The sequence below is a fragment of the Rouxiella sp. T17 genome (assembly GCF_036663475.1).
Taxonomy (GTDB): Bacteria; Pseudomonadota; Gammaproteobacteria; order Enterobacterales; family Enterobacteriaceae; genus Rouxiella.
On record NZ_JAWUEA010000033.1, the window covers coordinates 36,698 to 54,251 of the forward strand.

The 17,554-nt window shown below is 51.5% G+C and carries 14 protein-coding genes; 4 read left to right on the forward strand and 10 right to left on the reverse strand.

Going from position 1 to position 17,554, the window contains the following annotated elements; translation table 11 throughout:
* Positions 1-4: 4 nt before the first annotated feature.
* From proB to gpt, 4 genes are all read right to left on the reverse strand, one after another.
* Entirely contained in the window at positions 5-1,108 is a 1,104-nt protein-coding gene (proB, locus tag SC206_RS12605) for a glutamate 5-kinase (protein ID WP_332737738.1), read from the reverse strand.
* Between the two features lie 182 nt (positions 1,109-1,290).
* Positions 1,291-1,692: a sigma factor-binding protein Crl gene (crl, locus tag SC206_RS12610; RefSeq protein WP_332737740.1), complete on the reverse strand. Its 402-nt coding sequence runs from the start codon at positions 1,690-1,692 to the stop codon at positions 1,291-1,293.
* Positions 1,693-1,754: 62 nt separating this feature from the next.
* Positions 1,755-2,996, reverse strand: a complete 1,242-nt coding sequence (gene frsA, locus SC206_RS12615) for an esterase FrsA (protein ID WP_332737742.1) — start codon at positions 2,994-2,996, stop codon at positions 1,755-1,757.
* 295 nt (positions 2,997-3,291) lie between these two features.
* Positions 3,292-3,750, reverse strand: coding sequence for a xanthine phosphoribosyltransferase (gpt, locus tag SC206_RS12620; protein ID WP_332737744.1), 459 nt, complete (start codon positions 3,748-3,750; stop codon positions 3,292-3,294).
* Positions 3,751-3,996: 246 nt separating this feature from the next.
* Between gpt and pepD the strand changes: the two genes are divergently transcribed.
* Entirely contained in the window at positions 3,997-5,457 is a 1,461-nt protein-coding gene (gene pepD, locus SC206_RS12625) for a beta-Ala-His dipeptidase (protein ID WP_332737746.1), read from the forward strand.
* Between the two features lie 293 nt (positions 5,458-5,750).
* Here the strand turns inward: pepD and dinB are convergent, their stop codons facing one another.
* A complete protein-coding gene (gene dinB, locus SC206_RS12630; RefSeq protein WP_332737748.1) occupies positions 5,751-6,809 on the reverse strand; it encodes a DNA polymerase IV in 1,059 nt (352 codons plus the stop codon).
* Between the two features lie 311 nt (positions 6,810-7,120).
* Between dinB and dpaA the strand changes: the two genes are divergently transcribed.
* Positions 7,121-7,846 (forward strand): peptidoglycan meso-diaminopimelic acid protein amidase, encoded by a 726-nt coding sequence (dpaA, locus tag SC206_RS12635; protein ID WP_332737750.1) that lies wholly within the window; start codon positions 7,121-7,123, stop codon positions 7,844-7,846.
* Here the strand turns inward: dpaA and SC206_RS12640 are convergent.
* Positions 7,817-8,584 carry a class II glutamine amidotransferase gene (locus tag SC206_RS12640; RefSeq protein WP_332737752.1) on the reverse strand — a complete coding sequence of 256 codons (768 nt, stop codon included), beginning with the start codon at positions 8,582-8,584 and terminating at the stop codon, positions 7,817-7,819. The genes dpaA and SC206_RS12640 overlap by 30 nt on opposite strands.
* A gap of 57 nt (positions 8,585-8,641) precedes the next feature.
* Complete coding sequence (gene lpcA, locus SC206_RS12645) at positions 8,642-9,223, reverse strand: D-sedoheptulose 7-phosphate isomerase (protein ID WP_332737754.1); 582 nt, start codon at positions 9,221-9,223, stop codon at positions 8,642-8,644.
* 260 nt (positions 9,224-9,483) lie between these two features.
* Between lpcA and fadE the strand changes: the two genes are divergently transcribed.
* Positions 9,484-11,931, forward strand: coding sequence for an acyl-CoA dehydrogenase FadE (fadE, locus tag SC206_RS12650; protein ID WP_332737756.1), 2,448 nt, complete (start codon positions 9,484-9,486; stop codon positions 11,929-11,931).
* A 1,059-nt stretch (positions 11,932-12,990) separates the two neighbouring features.
* On the opposite strand, the gene SC206_RS12655 is transcribed toward fadE, so the two are convergent.
* Together SC206_RS12655 and mtnK are read right to left on the reverse strand one after the other, a co-directional pair.
* The gene (locus SC206_RS12655; RefSeq protein WP_332737758.1) at positions 12,991-13,461 is read right to left on the reverse strand and encodes a DUF1456 family protein; all 471 of its coding nucleotides are present in this window, start codon (positions 13,459-13,461) and stop codon (positions 12,991-12,993) included.
* 102 nt (positions 13,462-13,563) lie between these two features.
* Positions 13,564-14,763, reverse strand: coding sequence for an S-methyl-5-thioribose kinase (gene mtnK, locus SC206_RS12660; protein ID WP_332737760.1), 1,200 nt, complete (start codon positions 14,761-14,763; stop codon positions 13,564-13,566).
* A gap of 216 nt (positions 14,764-14,979) precedes the next feature.
* Between mtnK and mtnA the strand changes: the two genes are divergently transcribed.
* The gene (gene mtnA, locus SC206_RS12665; RefSeq protein ID WP_332737762.1) at positions 14,980-15,990 is read left to right on the forward strand and encodes an S-methyl-5-thioribose-1-phosphate isomerase; all 1,011 of its coding nucleotides are present in this window, start codon (positions 14,980-14,982) and stop codon (positions 15,988-15,990) included.
* 1,017 nt (positions 15,991-17,007) lie between these two features.
* Here the strand turns inward: mtnA and SC206_RS12670 are convergent.
* Positions 17,008-17,553 carry a 1,2-dihydroxy-3-keto-5-methylthiopentene dioxygenase gene (locus tag SC206_RS12670; RefSeq protein WP_332737764.1) on the reverse strand — a complete coding sequence of 182 codons (546 nt, stop codon included), beginning with the start codon at positions 17,551-17,553 and terminating at the stop codon, positions 17,008-17,010.
* Between the last annotated feature and the right edge of the window lies 1 nt (position 17,554).

The window sequence follows — 17,554 nt, forward strand, 5'->3', positions numbered from 1 at the left end:
CTCCTTAACTTACAATCATATCGTCGCGGTGAACGGCGACCGGACCGTATTCGTAGCCGAGAATATCGCTGATTTTTTGCGAATGGTGACCGGCAATCATGCGCATGGCATCGCTGTTATAACGGCTGACGCCGTGAGCCAAATCGCGTCCGTTAAGGTTGCGAATGCGGATCACTTCGCCGCGCGAGAAGTCACCTTTCACGTCGCGGATACCTTTTGGCAACAGCGAGCTGCCTCGTTCCAGCATGGCCGACACTGCGCCATCGTCGACGGTGATTTCTCCGGCTGGCGGCGCGCCAAAGATCCAGCGTTTGCGGTTCTCAAGCGGGGTTTCCATCGCGTGGAAACGGGTGCCGACGGAGTTACCGGCAATAACGTCGCCCACCACGCCCGGCAAGCTTCCGGCGGCAATAATGGTGTCGATGCCCGCGCGACAGGCGATATCGGCCGCCTGCAATTTGGTTGCCATGCCGCCCGTTCCCAAGCCAGAAACGCTGTCACCGGCAATGCCGCGTAGCGCGTCGTCGATACCGGTCACTTCACGAATCAATTCAGCTTCAGGATTAGTGCGGGGATCGGCGGTAAACAAACCGGGCTGATCGGTGAGCAGCAGCAGTTTATCGGCACCGGCCAAAATCGCTGCCAGCGCAGAAAGATTGTCGTTATCGCCCACTTTGATTTCAGCTGTTGCTACGGCGTCATTTTCGTTAATCACCGGCACAATGTGGTTGTCGAGCAGCGCGTTCATGGTGTCGCGAGCATTCAGAAAACGTTCGCGATCTTCAAGGTCGGCACGCGTTAGCAACATCTGACCAATGTGGATGCCATAAATGGAAAACAGCTGTTCCCAAAGCTGGATCAAACGGCTTTGCCCTACCGCCGCCAACAGCTGCTTGGAGGCGATGGTGGCGGGGAGTTCGGGGTAGCCAAGATGTTCGCGTCCGGCGGCGATAGCGCCAGAAGTGACGATAACAATACGATGCCCTGCCGCGTGTTGCTGAGCGCACTGGCGCACCAGTTCAACAATGTGGGCACGGTTAAGGCGGCGCGAGCCCCCTGTGAGCACGCTAGTGCCCAGTTTTACAACCAGCGTTTGGCTGCCACTCATAATCTTTCTGCCGTTTGTCTTGAGGATAAAATCGAAGGTCGCTGCCATCTGCTGCGCACTGTTTTATAAACTGTCGCCTTACGATATTGCCAGGCGACGTTAAAGCAGCTTGGGCGCGTTATGCCTACTGACATAACGCTAAATAATGACATACAAACCGGATAGAACGAAACTGACTTTTCTTATGCGGGGAGCTTGATGGGGTCGTGCGCTAATTCTGCTGCGGGTTCTAATTTAAGTTCCATTTCAACAATCATGGCGTGCAGATTTTTGAAAAAGGTCTGCAGCGTGGTTTCAACTCTGTCCACGGCTTCGGCATTTTTGATTGTCTGTGCTTTCCAATCGCCTTCTTTGTCGAACAGGCCGTACTCATAGACATAAGTAAATCTGTCGCTGTGCGCTTCCAGTTCAAGCCACCAGCCATAAAACTCGCGTTTTTCCGGCGCTGGCTTCACGTTGACGCAAAAAGCCAAACAGTCGAAGAAAAAACGTTCGTTTTCACATTTCGCTTCACGGATATAAGGTCCGAGCGTGCCGAAACGTTTCATCAGTCTGCTTTTAGGATGACCACTAGGTAACGTCATTTACAATCTCCTTATGTAGACATCCTTTTTAGCAAACCGTTAAGAATTAGCAAACTATTTCGTTAGGACAATTTTAATTTCAGCCAGTGGCAAATGTCCTTCAGCGCCTTGTCATAACTGCCGTAGAGCGGCAAAGAGGGAATGGCGATGACTTTGCCGTCCTGGCTTGAGCCCGCAATCAGCCTCGATTCTTCTTTGGGACTAAAAGGATCGTTTTCCCAATAACAGGAGAGCAGCGGCACGGCGGTCCTGCGCCCGACCAGCCCCTGCATTTTCAGAGAATACCTATTAAGTTCAACCCTTAACGCGGCGTTGGAGGCGTAAGGCATGCCGATGCGACTAGCCAGCACGTCCATGTACATCGAAGGCACACGTTTTTGGCATTCGGTATCAGTAAGTAATTGATGGACAACAGGACCGAGACAGGCGACGGCGCGAATTCGACGCGGTTCGAGATACGCCAGACGCACGGCGACATTGCCCCCAAAACGGGTGCCAAAAACGCCAATACGCGTTGAATTGACCCACGGAATTTTGTCCAGCTGCGTTAACACCTGCTGATGCAGCACGCTGGTATCCTGAGTCAATTTTGTATGCGCCGAAAATCCGACCGACGGCATGTCGATGGTTATCATCGCGATGCCAAGGGGCGCAAGGTAACTGCGAAACAGCCGATGATAATCGCTTTGCAAGGTATCTAAACCGCCGCACACCAGCACCGCCGGAAACGGCGCGCTGCCCTCGTTTGGCAGATGAACGAATCCAATGATCGGCTTGCTGCCTTCAATCGGCAGCGTGAACTCTTTGAGTTTGTAAGGCGAGCCTTCGGAGGATTTCTCAAACGCTTTATTGGCCAATACTTCGGCCTGTTCGGCCAGTGCATCGCCTTTAATGTGCGGATAGCCCGCCACGCTATAGAGGTTCGCGGCCCGCAGCCAGTATTCGCTCGCCTTGTCGTTATCCTGTTGATCCTGCGCCTTTTGCTGCCAGATCATCGCCTGATTTGACCACTCATAAATCCAGTTTCCGCCTCGATAACCCACTACTGTATCAAGCTTTTGCGGATCGGTGCGTTCGGCGGTAGAGACGGCGATGCGCGATAACACCTCTTCCACTTCAAGGGGATCGATGCCGCGCCACAGCCACATCAGGCGATTAATCACCCGATACCAGCAGGGCGCAGAATCGCCTTCCAGCGCGGAATGGACTTCAGCCGAAGCCTCGCGACGCGCGACCAGCGTAGACGTTTCGGGATATTTGAAGCGGGGTTTAAACAGCGTTTCAGAAAGGTTTGCGGGTGCCATAACAGTTAACATCCTCTTCGGCGGCCACGAAAGCGCAGGCGCTCCCTCTTGTGCTAAGGATTATAACAAAGTCTCACCACCGCGGATCACGACATAAATCAAAAACGCCCGCAGAAGCGAGCGTTTAAATATTTTGAACGGATTGATAAGCAGAATCTTTACACCGATCTTATCCGCAATATCATTCGAGTTGCAGGAAGGCGGCAACCGAGTGTGTCCCCAGGAGCTTACTCAAGTAAGTGACTGGGGTGCGCGAGGGCGGCCAACGCATCTGCGACTTGAATGATGACGCGGATCATTTGCCGGCGATAGGTGGGATAAAGGCTAATCCCATATCCCAAGGCTGTTCGATCCAGGTATCCTGTGGAATATCAATCACGTAATCATCTACCAGCTCACGTCCTGCCGGTTTGGCGAACATGGTGATGAAATGTGCTTTTGGATACATTTCACGAATCGCTTTCGCGGTGCCGCCGGTATCGACCAGATCGTCAATCACGATAAAGCCTTCACCATCGCCTTCAGCACGTTTCAAGATTTTCATCTCGCGCTGGTTATCGTGGTCATAGCTTGAGATGCACACGGTATCAACGTGGCGAATATTTAATTCACGAGCCAGCAACGCTGCTGGAACAAGGCCACCGCGGCTAACGGCAATAATGCCGGTCCATTGTTCTACCGGCAGCAGGCGCTTGGCCATTGTGCGGGCGTGAATTTGCAGCATGTCCCAGGTTACAACGTACTTTTCGCTCATTTTTTAACTCTCAAAAAAGGGATTTCCCAGCCTGTAAGATTAACGGCTTTTACACAAAATTTTCAGGGAAAAATTGTTGCGCGAGATTATAGTGAGTCCCGACACTAAAAACCAGCGCTTATCCCGCACGTAAAGGCCAAAATTAGCCGATTATCTGTTTTGGCTAGCGCGCACAGGTGGGGAGAAAATGTTATTCTGTCCCCTATTTCGTCATCTCATTCGTCATCCAAAAACGGGAGACTTACCGTGTCTGAACTGTCTCAACTTTCACCACAGCCGCTGTGGGATATTTTTGCCAAAGTCTGTTCCATTCCGCATCCTTCTTATCATGAAGAAGAGCTGGCAAATCACATCATGGGCTGGGCCGCTGAACAGGGTCTTCACGCCGAACGCGATCAGGTCGGCAACATTTTGCTGCGTAAACCTGCCACCGCCGGCATGGAAAACCGTAAACCCGTGGTGCTGCAAGCGCATCTGGACATGGTTCCACAAAAGAATAACGACACCGTTCACGACTTCCTGACGGATCCTATCCAGCCTTATGTTGATAATGGCTGGGTAAAAGCGCGTGGCACTACGTTGGGCGCCGATAACGGCATTGGTTTGGCCTCTGCGCTGGCGGCGCTGGTTGCCAAAGACGTTGAGCACGGCCCGCTGGAAGTGCTGCTGACCATGACGGAAGAGTCTGGCATGGATGGCGCATTCGGCCTGCAGCCAAACTGGCTGCAAGCTGAAATTCTGATTAATACCGATTCAGAAACCGAAGGCGAAATCTATATGGGCTGCGCAGGCGGCATCGATTTCATCTCCTCCCTGCCCCTCCAGCGCGAAGCCGTTGCGGCCGATTTCACGGCGCTGAAGCTGACTCTTAAAGGGTTGAAAGGCGGCCACTCCGGCGCGGATATTCACCTGGGTCTCGGCAATGCCAACAAGCTGCTGTCACGTTTTCTGGCTGACTACGCCGATAAACTCGACGTTCGTTTAGTTGATTTCACAGGCGGTACGCTGCGCAATGCTATTCCGCGCGAAGCCATCGCCCAACTGGCGGTGCCTGCGGCCCACGTTGACGCTTTCAAAGCCGCTGCGCAAGAGTTCGAAGCGGTGTTGCAGTTTGAACTGGCCGCCGTCGAGAAAAACATCAAGCTGGTGGTTGAAGCTTCAGACAGCGCGGCCAACGCGTTGAACAAAGAGAGCCAAAACCGTTTCATCGGCCTGCTGAATGCCACGCCAAACGGTGTGATCCGCATGAGCGACGACGTAAAAGGCGTGGTTGAAACGTCGTTAAACGTTGGCGTAGTGTCGATGAAAGAAGACGAAGCTGAAATCATCTGCCTGATCCGTTCGCTTATCGACAGCGGCAAAGATTACGTGGTGAGCATGCTGACCTCCGTGGGCCAGCTGGCGGGCGCGAAAACGGCACCTAAAGGCGGCTATCCTGGCTGGAAACCGGATCCGGAATCCCCGGTGATGGCGCAGGTTCGCGAGGTTTATCAGGGCTTGTTCAACAAGACGCCAAACATCATGGTGATCCACGCAGGTCTGGAATGTGGTCTGTTTAAAAAACCTTATCCAGAAATGGACATGGTCTCGATTGGACCGACCATCACCGGCCCGCACTCGCCGGATGAACAGGTTCACATCGGCAGCGTCGACCTCTACTGGCAGCTGCTGACCGCGCTGCTAAAAGCTATTCCTGTCCGTGGCTAACAGCGATTAGTTTTTAAAAAGCCTTTGAATTTAATGAAATACCCATAGTACCTATAGATTTCGAATGGCAGGAAGGCGGTAACTGAACGAATCCCCAGGAGCTTACACAGGTAAGTGACTGGGGTGAGAGAAGGCAACCAACGCATCTGCCGTTTGAAAGATATTAATATAATACCTATAGATTTCGAATGGCAGGAAGGCGGTAACTGAACGAATCCCTAGGAGCTTACACAGGTAAGTGACTGGGGTGAGAGAAGGCAACCAACGCATCTGCCGTTTGAAAGATATGGGTATTATTCCCAAGGAAGTAAGAGCTGACGCTCTATTTGGGGATCTTGAAGCGTGACATGTAATCCCACCAGCCTTACACCGCGCCCTCCGCGCCGCATCTCCCACGCCTCGCGCGCGACCTTAAGCAAATCGTCTTTATTGAGCACCGGCCACACGTGTTCCTGCGTGGTCTGTTGAAAATCGTGAAACTTGAGTTTTACACCCTGACGGGCAATGCGCAGATCTGGGCTCACCCGCGTCAGCCGCGTTTCCAATTCGGGATAGAGCCGGTCGATTAATTCGACACAGCTTTCCCAATCGTGGATATCTTCCGCCAGCGTGCGCTCGACGCCAACCGATTTACGTAAACGCTCGGGCGAGATTTCCCGCTCGTCGATGCCCTGACAGCGCTCCCAAAGTACCCGTCCAAACTTGCCAAATCGCTTTAATAACAATGCCAAATCATAGCGCTGCACGTCACCGCAGGTCAGCAGCCCGTGCTCTTCGAGTTTTTTAGCCGTGACTTTCCCGACCCCCGGAATTTTCGCCAAGGGCAAATCTTTCAGAAAATCGTCTACTTTATCGGGCGTGATAATAAACTGGCCGTTCGGCTTATTGAGATCAGAGGCTATCTTGGCGAGAAATTTGATAGGCGCAACGCCCGCCGAGGCGGTCAGATTCAGCTCATCAGAGATAGTTTGACGAATTTCTTTGGCAATCAACGTGGCTGAACCGCTGCACTGGAGACTGTCGGTGACATCGAGATAGGCTTCGTCGAGAGAAAGGGGTTCGATTAGCGCCGTATAACGGGAAAAAATCTCGCGGATATGCTCGGACGCTTCTTTATAGGCTTCCATACGGCCCGGAATAACGCGTAAATGCGGACACAGTTTGAGCGCGGTCGCCGTTGGCATGGCGCTGTGAACGCCGTAAAGTCGGGCGGGATAGTTGGCGGTACTGATGACTCCGCGACGATCGCGGCTGCCGCCAATGGCAATCGGAATATCGCGCAGAGAGGGATCGTCGCGCATTTCTACGGCTGCGTAAAAGCAGTCCATATCAACGTGAATGATTTTGCGCATACCCCCCCTTTTCGATCCGACTTTCTGTTTTACGACAACTGTATAAGTATACAGTCGGCTTGCTAAATCTCAACCCTCGTTATGCAGCAGTTTGCGTCGCCTATTAAGATAAATGCCAAGAGATTTGTAAAAATAGGCAAATAAAAGCCATTATTCCCCTCATTAAGAAATAAATTACATTTCAGCCCATTGATAAAAATTTAATCAGTATTAAGATGGCAGCGTTCAAGATAATTGAAAATCAGTGGTAGTCCGCATGCTTTTTACGGCGGACATATAATAATAGAGTTGTCATTTAAGCAGGATTAAGAATGGTCAGAATCGCGCTGCTGCTTGCGATGCTTTTTAGTTTCCCCGTCTTCACCATGAGCAGCGCTGTCGCCAGCGAACAGGCTCCGTTTGAGACCGGCGTTCAGCAACAATTATTAGGTTCACCCGTTTATATTCAGATATTTAAGCAAGAGCGTACTCTCGAGCTCTATGCCAAAGTCGAAAATAAATTCCAGCTGGTCGGCGCATTTCGCATCTGCGATTTCTCCGGCGGGTTAGGCAATAAACGTCGCGAAGGCGATTTTAAAAGCCCGGAAGGTTTTTATAATATTGATATTCATCATTTGAAACCGGACAGCCGTTTTTATCGCGCCATTAATATTGGTTTCCCAAATGATTATGATCGCGCTCAGGGTTATTCCGGTAAATACTTGATGATCCACGGCAACTGTCTGTCAATTGGCTGCTATGCAATGACCGACGTCAATATGAACGTTATTTTTAATTACGTTCAGGCCGCGTTCAATAATGGACAGCGTAACGTCGAAATCAGCATCTATCCGTTTAAGATGACTGAAGCCAACATGAAATTGAATAAATATTCGACTTATATCAATTTCTGGCGTCAGCTTGAGCCGGGTTATGCCTACTTTGAAAAGTACCACCAGCCGCCGAGCGTGTCAGTGATTGGTGGTAATTATGTGGTTAATCAGACGCAAACCCTTACGCCGCAGCCTTCACAGCTGGCGTTCGCCACAGTGAAATAAAGCAAATTCGCCTGGAGCAATCTTGTTCCAGGTTTCATTGCCCGTCAGCGGCTGGGTCGCAATGACCGTGACGACATCATTGGGTGTCGTCTGCTGCTGAAAATCAATTTCAACGTCCTGATCCAGCAACGTCGCCTTGCCAAACGGCGCGCGGCGGGTGATCCAGTGGAGATTGGTCGAGCAGTACGCCATCACGAAATGCCCATCCGACAGCAGCATGTTAAACACGCCCTTCTGCCTTAACTCATCCGCCAGCGACGCAATATAGCGAAACACCGACGGCCAGCTGCGCGGCGTGCGCGGATAGCGTTGGGTCAGCTTGTGCAGCAGCCAGCAAAAGGCGTATTCGCTGTCGGTTTGACCAATCGGGCGCAGCGTGCCGGTATCCAGCTGGCGATAACCGCGCAGCTGGCCGTTATGCGCGTAGGTCCAGTTACGGCCCCAAAGTTCGCGAGTAAACGGATGGGTATTTTCCAGCGCCACTTCGCCCCGATTAGCCTGACGAATATGCGAAATAACGGCCAGTGACTTTATCGGGTATTCCTGCACCAGACGAGCAATCGGCGAATTAAAGCTAGGCTGCGGATCTTTAAACGTCCGGCAGCCATTGCCTTCATAAAAGGTAATGCCCCAGCCATCTTTATGCGGGCCTGTCAACCCGCCACGTTGCACCAACCCGGTAAAACTGAAGCAAATATCGGTAGGAACATTTGCGCTCATCCCGAGCAATTCGCACATCGCCAGTCTCCTTAAATTCTGTCTACACGTCTTAACGACAGGCTTGGGCCATGTTCGTTAAGCGGCCATCTCTTTCTCAATCAGCAGAATCAAAATGTGGATAATCTTGATGTGAATTTCCTGCACGCGATCGGCATAACCGAAATGCGGAACGCGGATTTCAACGTCTGCGCCCAATGACGCCATTTTACCGCCATCTTTACCCGTCAGGGTCACAACTTTCATGCCCTTGGCTTTGGCCGCTTCCAACGCTTTGATAACGTTGCCGGAATTGCCGGAAGTTGAGATACCCAGCAGCACGTCGCCTTTTTGGCCCACGGCTTCGAGATAGCGCGAAAAGATGTATTCGTAGCCAAAATCGTTGCTCACACAGGAGATGTGGCTGACATCGGAAATGGCGATCGCCGGATAGCCCGGACGGTTGTCACGATAGCGGCCGGTCAGCTCTTCGGCGAAATGCATTGCATCACAGTGTGAACCGCCATTGCCGCAGGACAACACTTTGCCGCCGGCTTTGAACGAATCGGCAATCAGTTTTGCGGCGCGTTGGATAGACGCGATGTTATTTTCGTCGCTGATAAATTTATTCAGAACGTCAGCAGCTTCGTTCAGTTCAGTTCGGATGATATCCAGGTACATGGCAGCCTCTTGGGATTTCTTGTGCGGCGAAAAGCGCGCCACACCACATTATTTGCTGTGCAGTGTAGCGGAAACGGCAAAAGGCGAGAAGAGCTCCGGCCTTAATGCCCGCGATACTTTGCGCTTTTGCGACATCGGGCAATGACTTTGTGACGTAAGTTGTAATTAGGATGTAAACGCGTTGATAAAGCATTTAGCTTGGACTAAAAACATAGTATCAGCTTAACAGGTCAGACCTCTTACGACTTAGGAGTTTTATTATGATGGTTCTAAGCATTGTCATCCTGCTGGTTCTTGTCGGCGCCTTGTTTTATCACCGCATCAGCCTGACGATGGGCAGCATTATTCTGCTGGTTTATACCGCTGCAATGGCGATAATCGGCCTGTGGACCGCGTGGCTGCTGCTGCCGCTGGCCATTATCCTGCTGCCATTAAATGTCACTTCACTTCGTCGCTCGCTGTTTTCCGCTCCCGCCCTGCGCAGTTTCCGAAAAGTCATGCCGAGCATGTCACGTACCGAAAAAGAGGCGATTGAGGCGGGCACCACCTGGTGGGAAGGCGATTTGTTTAGCGGCACGCCAGATTGGCGCAAGCTGCACGACTATCCGCAGCAAACATTAACAGAAGAAGAGCAGCGTTTTATTGACGGACCCGTTGAAGAAGCCTGCCGCATGGCGAATGATTTCCAGATTACCCACGAGCTGGCCGACCTGCCGCCAGAGCTGTGGGCGTACCTGAAAGAGCACCGTTTCTTCGCCATGATCATCAAGAAAGAGTATGGCGGGCTTGAGTTTTCAGCCTATGCGCAGGCGCGCGTGCTGCAAAAGCTGGCGGGCGTTTCCGGCATTCTGGCGATTACCGTCGGCGTGCCAAACTCACTCGGCCCGGGCGAACTGCTGCAACATTACGGCACTAAAGAACAGAAAGATCACTACCTGCCGCGACTGGCAAAAGGGCTCGAGATTCCGTGCTTTGCGCTGACAAGCCCTGAAGCAGGTTCCGATGCGGGTGCTATTCCCGATTTTGGCATCGTCTGCATGGGCGATTGGCAGGGCGAACAAGTTCTGGGAATGAAACTGACCTGGAACAAACGCTACATCACGCTCGCACCTATCGCAACGGTGCTGGGTTTGGCGTTTAAATTGAAAGATCCGCAACACCTGCTGGGCGACGTCGAAGAGCTGGGCATTACCTGTGCGCTTATCCCGACGAATACCCAAGGCGTTGAAATCGGCCATCGTCATTTCCCGCTGAATATTCCTTTCCAAAACGGACCTACGCGCGGCAGCGACATTTTTGTGCCGATCGATTACATCATTGGCGGCCCGAAAATGGCGGGTCAGGGCTGGCGGATGCTGGTTGAATGTTTGTCGGTTGGGCGCGGGATCACCCTGCCCTCCAACGCGACGGGCAGCCTGAAATCTCTGGCACTCGCGACCGGGGCTTACGCCTATATTCGTCGTCAGTTCAAATTGCCTATCGGTAAAATGGAAGGGATTGAAGAACCGCTGGCGCGCATTGCCGGTAACGCCTATGTGATGGACGCGGCGGCAACGCTGATTACCAACGGCATCGGGCTTGGCGAAAAACCTGCCGTGCTGTCGGCGATAGTGAAATATCACTGTACCCATCGCGGCCAGCGCGCGGTGATGGATGCGATGGACATCACCGGCGGTAAAGGCATCATGCTCGGCGACAGCAATTTCGTGGCGCGAGCCTATCAGGGCGCACCGATCGCGATTACGGTTGAAGGCGCCAATATTCTGACTCGCAGCATGATTATCTTCGGACAGGGCGCGATTCGCTGTCATCCTTACGTGCTTAAAGAGATGGCGGCGGCAGATACCAATAATCTCGCGGCCTTCGACGACGCGCTGTTTGGCCATATCGGCCACGTAGGCAGCAACAAAATACGCAGCCTGTGGCTCGGTTTAACGCGCGGTCGAACCAGCCGCGTGCCGGTCAACGATGCAACCCGCCGTTATTATCAATATATCAATCGCTTGAGTGCCAATCTTGCGCTGCTTTCTGATGTGTCGATGGGCGTATTGGGCGGCAGTTTAAAACGTCGCGAACGTATTTCGGCGCGGCTGGGCGATATTCTCAGTCAGCTTTATCTGGCGACGGCGACTCTTAAACGCTATGACGAAGAAGGCCGCAACGAGGCCGATCTGCCGTTGGTGCATTGGGGCGTGCAGGATTGCCTTAATCAGGCGGAAACGGCGATCGCCGATCTGCTGCGTAACTTCCCGAATGGCGCGGTGGCGGCGTTAATGGCGCTGGTGATTTTCCCGCTCGGACGCGTGCATCGCGCCCCGTCCGACCGACTTGATCATGAATTGGCGCGCATCCTGCAAATTCCGTCCGCGACACGCAGTCGCCTGGCGCGCGGTCAGTATCTGGTGGCAAGCGAGCACAATCCGGTGGGTCAGCTTGAAGAGGCGCTGAGAGATATTATTGCCGCCGAGCCGGTGCATAAAAAACTGGGTGAAGCGATGGGCAAAAAACTGTCGTTTACTCGCCTCGATCAGCTAGCACAAACCGGGCTGGAAGCGGGTCATTTAACGGCTGACGAAGCGCGTATTTTGACCCGTGCCGAAGAGAGCCGCCTGCGTTCAATTAATGTTGATGAGTTCGAACCTGACCAGCTGGCGCAGCAGAAATTGCAGGAAGAAAAACCTGAAACCAAACATACGGAAGCGGCCTAATTGATTTAATGAGGTAATTATTTCTAAATAAATACAACTTAGGTAAGTCAGCTTTAAATAAATAGATTTTAAGTCTGTAAGATTTTAATCAGTGTACTTTTATAAGGTTGAAATAAACAAGTTTAAAATAAATAGGTTCGCGTTAAATAGGTTCTAATAAAAAAATAGCCGCCCTTTTAAGGCGGCTATTAGCTTACTTGGTGGTTGTAGTAATGATTACATTGAAAGAGTTATTGGAAACGGTCCAACTGCCCTTGCCAGCGTTCATGGCTACAGCCGATACCATGATGAAAATACACAAGTATTTTATCAAAGTGCGGTCCTTGCTTAGACCGCTTCACGGCATGACCACCGGAGATAATACCGTGAACCAAGCACGAGGTCGTGCTTGGTTTTACGGCCGTTAAATATCCTTTTCAAAATCCAGTGCCCACTTGCTTAAGGTGGCGAAAAGGCCAGCGCTCATCTTACACGGATTTGACTTAGGAATCTTTTGACAGATAATTATTAAAAGACCAAAATTATTTTCAATAATTTACGCTTGCGTTAATTTAGTTAAAGTCCGCTGGAAAGCCGCTTACCCGACCAATATAAAAACCTTAAATTAAATATAAGCAGCGCCCTATTCCACAATGATATTCAAATTAGAATGCTTGACATAAAATCGTATAAAGATGAAACTAACTCTACGAGGTCGTGCTTGGTTATGTAGTTGTCCGAGCTGGAAAGGCCGCTTACCTGACCAGCACAAAAAAACCGCCAAATTGGCGGTTTTTTTGTGGGCGTCATTTTAACTTTTCTCAGAATCAAATTAGGAAGAGAAACTTAAAATTAAATATATGCATGCAACCTATCTCACAACAATATCTGACAAGAATGCTTGACAGAAAATCGTATAAAGAAGAAGCTGAATCCACTGGGTCGTGCTTGGTTATGTAGTTGTCCGAGCTGGGAAGGCCGCTTACCTGACCAGCACAAAAAAACCGCCAAATTGGCGGTTTTTTTGTGGGCGTCATTCTGATTTTGTTAATAACGAAATCAGCCATCACTCAGAGAAAATTAGTTTTTCTTTGGGCGAACGCGCATTGTCAGGCCTTTCAGGAAGTAGCGAAGCACCTGATCGCCGCACGGACGATAGTTCTTGTGGCCTTCCTTGCGGAAAAACGCACTCAGCTCGCCTTCAGAAACTTTAAAATCTGCTGCCGCGAGTACGCTTTGCAGATCTTCGGTTTTCAATTCAAAAGCCACGCGCAGTTTTTTCAGCATCACGTTATTAGTGACACGTTTTTCAACTTCCGGCGCAGGGAAGCGATCGTCTTTACCACGTTTGAAGAAAATCAGACCATTCAGGAAGTTTGCCATGACTTCATCAGGGCAAACCATGTAGTCCGCTTCGTCTTCTTTTTTCAGATAACGCGACATCACCGGTGGGCTAATGATCGTGCCGGTAGACGCCAAAATCTCAATCAGCCTGCCTTCGCTCAAGTCGAGCATGTAGCGTACGCTGCGCAAGACGTCGTTATTCATCATAATTCTGTATTCCCGTGTGGGTGGTAGGTAAACCGAGGAACCACACTGGGTTTACCCGCTGGCGCCTCGTAGCCGGGCATTATACAAGTCTGGGGCAAAATATCAGCCGTTTTGACGAATACGTGCGATCAACGCTTCAATAGTGTCGATTTGCGGCGCGGTAATGATAAGCCACTGGCCCAAACTCACGGCGTGGCGCTGACATTCGTGGCGCATCTCTTTATCGGCGATATTCTTGAGATCGGCAACGTGCGAGAAGCCAATAGTTCGACGGATAAGTTCAGAGCCGCAGTAACCAACGGCGTCGTGCCAGACCTGTTTCAGGAAATATTCCGCATAGCCAGGCACCTTGAAAGCCACGTCCTGCGTCTTGTCGCGCGCCAATTGCAAGAAACGCTCGGAGAAGCTCAGCCACAAATCGCGTAAATCCTGCAAGCGCTGTTCGCGGCCATCGGCGGCTTCACGGGTAGCGACCAATCCCGGCAACGCGCAGTAGTTAATCAACAAATTGCCCATCGCCGAGCCCGGATCAAAGCCTATCGGCCCATAAAATCCGAATTCGGCATCAATAACTTTCAGGCTACCTTCGGCCACAAAAATCGATCCGCTGTGAACATCGCCATGCAACAAAGCTTCAGCATTGCTCAGAAAACGCTGCTTCAACGCGGCAACGGCAATCCGCAGAGGAAGATCGGCTCTGATTTCATTTACCACCGGCTGCAACTCTGGGTCGAATCGGTTACGTTCATGCTCGATATACGGGTCGGTAAAGAACAAATCTTCCGTAATCAGGCAGAGTTCAGGGTTGATAAAGCGCGCAACCTCTGACTTTTTACGTTGAGCGTCCTGATAAAAATCTGAAGTGTGGAACAGACTTTGCGCCAAATATTCACCCAACTGGCTGGCGGCCTGCGGGTAATATTTCCCTTTAACCAGCTCGCCGCGCCAAATCTCATGATCCGACAGGTCTTCCTGCACCATCACGGCTAATTCAGGGTCGTGATGCAGCACTTTTACGGTATGTTGCGGGCAATATTCGCCGTGAACAATCAGGGTTTCAGCTTCGATTCGAGAGCGATCAATAGTCAAAGGCCAAGACTCGCCGACGCAGCGTACATACGGCAACGCCTGCTTGACGATGACGCGACTCACGCCAGCGGTATCGCGGATTTTGAACACCAGATTCAAATTGCCATCGCCGATCTCTTCGGCACTGACCAGCGATTGTGGCTCTTCCACGCCACCAAACTGGCGGGCATATTCCACGGCATCTGCGGCATTAAATGTGTAATAGCGTGACATCCTAACCTCTCGTAATCTTTCTTGTGCAACACGACTGAATCAACCGAACCCCGTTTAGTTCGCCTTGCCTTTGAGAAAAAGAAAAACGGCGGATAAACTAAATTCGATCGGCTCACGGCAAATAGCCATAAAAGCATTTAGACGTCTATACATCCGAAACTTATGTTGGCAGAATAAGTAATCAGATGCAACCGCGCAACAGGGATTTAACTCACAATGCAGACACTTACTACGACCAGTTTACGTATCCGTAAAAGCCAGCTGTGGATCCTGGATCAACAGGCGTTGCCGCAGCGCGCCGATTGGCATTTATGCCGCAACGTTGAAGACCTTGTCGGGCACATTCACGCCCTGCGAGTGCGCGGTGCGCCGCTGATTGGATTGGCTGCCAGCCTGTTGCTCGCGCAGTTGGCCGAAGCAGGCATGCCGGTTCCCGAGTTGCATCAGGCGTTGAATACCCTTCGTGCCTCGCGTCCGACCGCAGTAAATCTGATGAACAATCTGGATCGCATGAAAATCGCCCTTCAGGAGCGTTTTCATATTCCGGCGATGGTGCAGGAGGCCGAGCGACTGGTCGGTGAAGATCGCGAGCTGTGCGATCGCATTGCCCATCACGGCGCAGAATTGGTTGTCCCAGGGAGTCGCCTGCTAACGCACTGTAATACTGGCGGTCTTGCCACAGCGGGCGTTGGCACGGCGCTCGGTGTGATTCATCACGCGCACCGTCAAGGAAAAGTATCGCAGGTGTGGGTGGATGAAACGCGTCCTTTATTGCAGGGCGGACGTCTTACCGCGTGGGAGCTGGGCCAGCTGGACATCCCTTATCAGTTGATTTGCGATTCGATGGCGGCGAGTCTGATGGCGAAAAAGCTGGTCGACGCCGTCTGGGTTGGCGCCGATCGCATTGCGGCTAACGGTGACGTGGCGAATAAAATCGGCACTTATAATCTGGCCGTGCTGGCGCATTATCACGGCATTCCTTTTTACGTCGCCGCGCCCCACACCACGTTGGATCCGGACTGTCCGAACGGTGATGCTATCCCTATCGAGCAGCGCGCCGCGAGAGAGGTCACTGGCGTGTCCGGCAGTTTTGGCGACGTGCAGTGGGCACCGGCGGAGGCGCAGGTTTACAACCCGGCGTTTGACGTTACGCCAGCGGCGTTGGTAACAAAATGGGTTCTAGACGCAGGGAGTTTTGCGAACCCTACCGAGGCCTTTGGGATGTAGATTTGGAATCTACAGGCAATTTTTTAAGTTCAAGTTTAAGTTCAAGTTCAAGTGCATTCGCTTCGCTCAATGGGCGGCGGCCCATACCGCCCAAAGAGGCGCAGTCGCTCGCCCCTTTGGAATCCCAAGCTTTTTTTCCACAGCTGCAACGTGAGGACTACATTCGTAGATCTTTCCAGCGACCACCGCGCGTGGCGTTGGTCGCGGCGCTTCGCGCTTCCGTCACTTCGTTCAGAAGCCAAAAACGTCTTCCTCACTCCGTTCCGCGCCGCCCTGAGGCCGCCAATCACAACACTTAAAGCAAGGGCGGGTACTTTTGGGCGGTCAAAGGCCGATTCTTCAACCAATTACTACCCTTAAAGCAAGGGTGGATACTCTTGGGCGGTCAAAGGCCGATTCTTCAAACAATCACAACACTTAAAGCAAGGGCGGATTCTCTTAGGCGGTCAAGGGACGATCGCTCAACCAATCACAACACTTAAAGCAAGGGCGGATACTTTTGGGCGGTCAAAGGCCGATCCTTCAACCTAAAATTTATTGTTTGAGCGATCGGTTCTTGACCGCCTAAGAGTTATCGGTTTTTCTTTTTAGCTATTATTGGCGGGATCGGGGCGGCGCTGAGTGGAGTGATTTGAGACGTATTTGGCTCAAATCCGTAATGAGGGAACGGCGAAGCCGCGCGACCTACGCCACGCGCGGTGGTCACTGGAAAGATCTAACTTTCTAGTCCTCAAGTTACAGCTGTGGAAAAAAAGCGCGGGATTCTCAAGGGTGTTCGCTTAGGAACATCCTTGAGGCGGTCTGCGCCGCCGCGCAGTAAGCGAAGCGAATGCACTTGAATTTAAAGTCTTTGCTCCAAAAGTCTTTGAATTTAAAGACTTTGCCCCAAAAGACTTTGAATCCAAAGACTTTGCCCCAAAAGACTTTGAATCCAAAGACTTTGACCCAAAAGACTTTGAATCCAAAGATTTTGACCTAAAGAAAATTGCCTTTAGATTCCAAATCTAAACCAGAATCTTATTCTTCAAGTCTTGGATAAGCATCGGATATGGCATCGCCCGTAAAGTGCGCGATCCATCCTTCCTGATTATCGAATAAACGTATCGCCGTAAACGACGGGGATCCGCCCATGTCAAACCAGTGTTTAGTGTTGGCCGGTACCGAAATCAGGTCGTTTTTCTCGCACAAAATCTGGAAAATCTTGCCTTCAAGATGCAGGCAGAATAAGCCCGCGCCATCGACAAAAAAGCGGACTTCGTCTTCACCGTGAGTGTGCTCGGAGAGGAATTTAGTGCGCAACACCTGACGCTGCTCGTGGTCGGGACGCATGCTGATAACGTCCCAACTTTGATAACCCTTTTCCGCCACCAGCTTGTTGATTTCATGCTGGTAAGCCGCAATAACCTCGTCCGACTGCGGATTGCTGCCCAGCTCGCGATCGGCCTGCCAGCGCTCGAAACGCACGTCGATTTTGCTCAACTCTGCGGCAATTTCATTGCCATCGCGGCTTTCCCAGATAGGCGCGGAAGGATCGCTGTCGCTAAAGATAGTTAACGCACTCATT